This is a genomic window from Bacillus sp. LR_5 (assembly GCF_042709275.1).
Map to the genome: position 1 here is coordinate 1 of NZ_JAVAXX010000480.1, position 2963 is coordinate 2963.

Genomic DNA, 2963 nt, shown 5'->3' on the forward strand with positions numbered 1-2963 from the left:
TGATCTGCGTGCCGGAGCCTGCTTGGTGGTAGCAGGACTGATGGCTGATGGCGTCACGGAAATTACGGGACTGGAGCATATTGACCGAGGATACAGCAGCCTTGAGAAGAAGCTTGAGGGGCTTGGAGCGACAATTTGGCGTGAAAGAATGACTGACGAAGAAATAGAACAGCTTCAAAATTCATAATGGTTTCTTGTGAGAGGAGATCGTGTTGAAATGGAAAGAAGTTTATCAATGGAATTGGTACGTGTAACCGAGGCTGCGGCATTGGCATCAGCAAGATGGATGGGCCGGGGAAAAAAAGATGAGGCTGATGAAGCGGCAACAAGTGCAATGAGAGACGTTTTTGATACAGTGCCGATGAAAGGGACCGTTGTAATCGGTGAAGGGGAAATGGACGAAGCGCCAATGCTGTATATCGGGGAAAAACTCGGAAACGGGTACGGCCCTCGCGTTGATGTCGCAGTTGACCCTCTTGAAGGCACAAACATCTTAGCAAGCGGCGGCTGGAACGCGCTGACGGTTATCGCGGTCGCAGACCATGGCACGCTTCTGAATGCTCCTGACATGTATATGCAAAAAATCGCAGTCGGTCCGGAAGCGGTGGGCTGCATTGACATCGAAGCACCTGTCATTGACAACCTTAAAGCGGTGGCAAAAGCGAAAAACAAGGACGTTGAGGACGTCGTTGCCACAATTTTAAACCGTGAAAGACACGCAAAAATCATTTCCGAGCTTCGTGAGGCCGGCGCCAGAATCAAATTGATCAATGACGGCGATGTCGCAGGCGCCATCAACACGGCTTTCGACCACACGGGCGTTGATATCCTGTTCGGATCAGGCGGCGCTCCTGAGGGTGTGCTTTCCGCTGTTGCGCTAAAAGCACTCGGCGGAGAAATCATTGGTAAACTTCTTCCGCAAAGCGAAGAAGAAATCACTCGCTGTCACAAAATGGGCCTTGATTTAAGCAAAGTCCTTCGCATGGAAGACCTTGTGAAGGGTGATGACGCGATTTTTGCAGCTACAGGGGTTACTGACGGCGAGCTGTTAAAAGGAGTTCAATTCAAAGGCTCTGTCGGTACAACTGAAAGCTTAGTTATCCGTGCAAAATCGGGCACTGTTCGTTTCGTTGACGGCAGACACAGCTTGAAAAAGAAACCAAATCTTGTAATCCGTCCATAACAAACAGAAAAAGCGGGTGTGAGCCCGCTTTAACTTTTGCAGAAAAGCGTCAACTCTATCAATTCCGTGTCAAAACCTTATTTCAGTTGAATAATTTTTTGAAATAAGGTAAAAATAAAGAGTGCTGCGAATTTTACTGCGTAATACCTTCTTTTAAGCACTAGGAAAGTTTCAATTTCTACCGCATACAGACGATATAAGTATTGATCTTCTCATGTTTTTGTCCTCGCTTCCTTCAAAACTCATTAAGACAATCCTTTTAACAAAAGCGCCGATCATGGGTGGAAGTGTTACCGATAGAAGTTCCTTTATGTTAAAAAAAGAATGTGCTTTGGCGGATGTTGTGCAAAAGCAGCAGATGACATGTTCAGAGTAAGATATTGACTATGAAAAGCGTGGTGTTTTTATGAAAGACGTATCTATTTCCTCTTTGGAAAATATGAAATTGAAAGAGCTTTATGAACTTGCAAGACATTATAAAATCTCCTATTACAGCAAACTGACAAAAAAAGAACTCATTTTCGCCATTCTGAAAGCGAATGCAGAACAAGAAGATCTGCTGTTTATGGAAGGCGTTCTTGAGATCATCCAGTCTGAAGGTTTCGGCTTCCTGAGACCGATCAACTACTCTCCAAGCTCAGAAGACATTTACATCTCAGCTTCACAAATCCGCCGTTTCGATTTGCGGAACGGAGACAAAGTATCAGGCAAGGTTCGCCCGCCAAAAGAAAATGAGCGCTACTATGGACTTTTGCACGTTGAAGCAGTAAATGGGGATGATCCCGAATCTGCAAAAGAGCGTGTGCATTTCCCGGCTCTTACGCCACTTTATCCGGATCGTCAAATGGTGCTTGAAACAAAGCCGAACTTCTTGTCTACAAGAATTATGGACATGATGGCGCCGGTTGGATTTGGACAGCGCGGATTGATTGTTGCGCCGCCGAAAGCCGGAAAAACGATGCTGCTGAAGGAAATTGCCAACAGCATTACAGCGAACCAGCCTGAAGCAGAGCTGATCGTGCTTTTAATTGACGAAAGACCTGAGGAAGTAACCGATATCGAGCGCTCTGTAGCTGGGGATGTCGTCAGCTCAACGTTTGATGAAGTGCCGGAAAACCATATCAAAGTGGCCGAGCTTGTGCTTGAACGTGCGATGCGTCTCGTGGAACACAAAAAAGACGTCATTATCCTGATGGACAGCATCACACGGCTTGCCCGCGCCTACAATTTAGTGATTCCGCCAAGTGGAAGAACGCTTTCCGGGGGGATTGACCCAGCGGCGTTCCACCGTCCGAAACGCTTCTTTGGGGCTGCGAGAAATATCGAAGAGGGCGGCAGCTTAACCATTCTTGCTACGGCTCTGGTCGATACAGGATCACGTATGGATGATGTCATTTATGAAGAATTCAAGGGAACAGGCAACATGGAGCTCCATCTTGACCGCTCTCTTGCCGAGCGCCGCATCTTCCCTGCCATCGATATCCGCCGTTCAGGAACGCGCAAAGAAGAGCTGCTTGTGCCTAAAGAGCATCTTGATCGTTTATGGTCTATCCGCAAAACGATGTCTGATTCACCTGATTTCGCAGAAAAGTTCATGAGAAAAATGAAAAAAACCAAAACAAACCAGGAATTTTTCGATATTCTCAATCAAGAATGGAAACAGGCAAATCTATCATCTGCAAGAAGGTAAATTGTATTTGCAAAAGAAGTAAATCACTGATATAATTTTCTCATATGCGTTTCGGACAATGCTCCGAAATAATAACTCTGTTTCCACACG

At 46.1% G+C, this 2963-nt stretch carries 3 protein-coding genes and 1 pseudogene; all 4 read left to right on the forward strand.

From position 1 onward, the window contains the following. Positions 1–187, forward strand: a pseudogene (locus RAC86_RS37345) (UDP-N-acetylglucosamine 1-carboxyvinyltransferase); the annotation flags it as partial. A gap of 30 nt (positions 188–217) precedes the next feature. Continuing rightward, positions 218–1183: a class II fructose-bisphosphatase gene (glpX, locus tag RAC86_RS37350; protein ID WP_003242962.1), complete on the forward strand. Its 966-nt coding sequence runs from the start codon at positions 218–220 to the stop codon at positions 1181–1183. Between the two features lie 214 nt (positions 1184–1397). Further along, complete coding sequence (locus RAC86_RS37355) at positions 1398–1559, forward strand: hypothetical protein (RefSeq protein WP_003227632.1); 162 nt, start codon at positions 1398–1400, stop codon at positions 1557–1559. Positions 1560–1589: 30 nt separating this feature from the next. Then, a complete protein-coding gene (gene rho / locus RAC86_RS37360; protein WP_003221939.1) occupies positions 1590–2873 on the forward strand; it encodes a transcription termination factor Rho in 1284 nt (427 codons plus the stop codon). Positions 2874–2963 lie beyond the last annotated feature (90 nt).

What these genes read in the sequence shown, in the direction of transcription:
- glpX (WP_003242962.1), top strand. Translation starts at nt 218, where the DNA reads ATGGAAAGAAGTTTATCAATGGAATTGGTACGTGTAACCGAGGCTGCG.
- RAC86_RS37355 (WP_003227632.1), top strand. Translation starts at nt 1,398, where the DNA reads ATGTTTTTGTCCTCGCTTCCTTCAAAACTCATTAAGACAATCCTTTTA.
- rho (WP_003221939.1), top strand. Translation starts at nt 1,590, where the DNA reads ATGAAAGACGTATCTATTTCCTCTTTGGAAAATATGAAATTGAAAGAG.